At 65.6% G+C, this 1,571-nt stretch carries 1 protein-coding gene and 1 pseudogene; both read left to right on the top strand.

Annotated features, from left to right (window positions below):
* A partial coding sequence (locus MOV75_RS37445; protein WP_247007919.1) for a PAS domain-containing sensor histidine kinase occupies window positions 1–1,289 on the top strand: 1,289 nt, incomplete at its 5' end.
* Window positions 1,282–1,571 (top strand): annotated as a pseudogene (locus MOV75_RS37440) (peptidoglycan-binding protein); the annotation flags it as partial. The gene MOV75_RS37445 and the pseudogene MOV75_RS37440, both read left to right, overlap by 8 nt.

The following is a 1,571-nucleotide window of genomic DNA, read 5'->3' as shown; positions in this document are numbered from 1 at the left end:
AATCGCTCGCGCGCACCAGCGTCGCGCTGCTGTCGCGCGAAGAGGAGCGTTATCGCCTGCTCGCGCGCAACATGAGCGACGTCGTCTCGCGGCATCAGCGCAACGGCGCGGTGCAGTTCATCTCGCCGGCGGCGGAGGCCATGCTCGGCATGCCGGTGGCGCAACTGCTCGGTCATGGCCTGTTCGACCGCGTCCATGTCGCGGATCGCCCGGCCTATCTCACGGCGCTGTCCGATGCCGCGCGTGGCGAGGTGCGCAGCGTCGAGTTCCGGCTGCGGCGTGAGTTGGATGGTTCGGAGCGCGGTCAGATCGATTTTCTCTGGGTCGAGATGCGCTGCCGCCCCCTCGACCAGGATATGGGCAAAAATCCTCATAGCGAGGTCACACGCGAGGCCGAGGTCGTCGCCGTGATGCGCGACGTCACCGGTCACAAGCTTTCCGAGCAGGCGCTGGATCAGGCGCGCAGTGCCGCTGAAGCGGCCGATGCCGCCAAGACGCGCTTCCTCGCCACCATGAGCCACGAGCTGCGGACGCCGCTCAACGCCATCATCGGCTTCTCCGAGATGATCGCGCAGGAGCAGACCTTGATGCTGGGTGCGGCCCAGCGCAAGGAATATGCCCAGCTCATCAACGATTCCGGCCAGCATCTGCTGTCGGTCGTCAACGGCATCCTGGACATGTCGAAGATGGAATCGGGCAATTTCGAGATCGCGTCCGAGCCGTTCGCGCCGCGCGCCTCGCTCATGCATTGCTGCAATCTGCTGGCGCTGAAGGCGCGGGAGAACGGCATCGACCTCATCACCGACGCGCCGCAGGACCTGCCCGTCATGACCGGCGATCCGCGCTCCTTCAAGCAGATCGTGCTCAATCTCGTCGCCAACGCCATCAAGTTCACCGAGCGCGGTGGCCAGGTTTCCGTTTCCGCTGCGGTGACCGGATCGCAGCTGACGCTGCGCGTCAGCGACACCGGCGTCGGCATCGCGCCTGATGATCTCAAGCGCATCGGCGCGCCGTTCTTCCAGGCGGGCAAGACCTACCAGCGCCGTCACGAAGGCACCGGCCTCGGATTGTCGATCGTCAAGAGCCTCGTGGCGTTGCATCTCGGCGAATTGACGGTACAAAGCAAGCTCGGGGAGGGCACCGCCGTCACCGTCAAGCTGCCGCTCGTCTACACGCCGCCGCAAATCAAGCCGGCCGAGAGCAACATCGCGACGCTAACGCCGGTGCTGCGCCAAGAGTCGCATGACCAAACTCAGGACCAACCCGCTCTGGTGAAGAAAAGTGCCTAAGAAGTCTGCCAAGGACGAAGCCGCTCCCCGCCGCCGTGGCGCCAAAGCCGCGGTGGTCGATGTCGATACCGAGCGCAATCTCGTCATGCGCGTGCTGCTGCACAGCCCCAAGGACACGCTGGCTGGCCTCGTTGCCGTCGCTGCGATCGGTGCGATCGTTGCCAATGCGCTGTTCCTCCAGACCGGCCGGCATCCCGCGCCGATGTTTGGCACGGTGATCAATCTTCCCGCGCCGTCCCCCGTGCCGCTGTCGAATCCCTTGCCGCGTCCGCGCCCCGTCGG

This window comes from Bradyrhizobium sp. PRIMUS42, from assembly GCF_023006515.1.
Lineage (GTDB): Bacteria > Pseudomonadota > Alphaproteobacteria > Rhizobiales > Xanthobacteraceae > Bradyrhizobium.
This window is presented reverse-complemented; position numbering and strand designations above follow the sequence as displayed.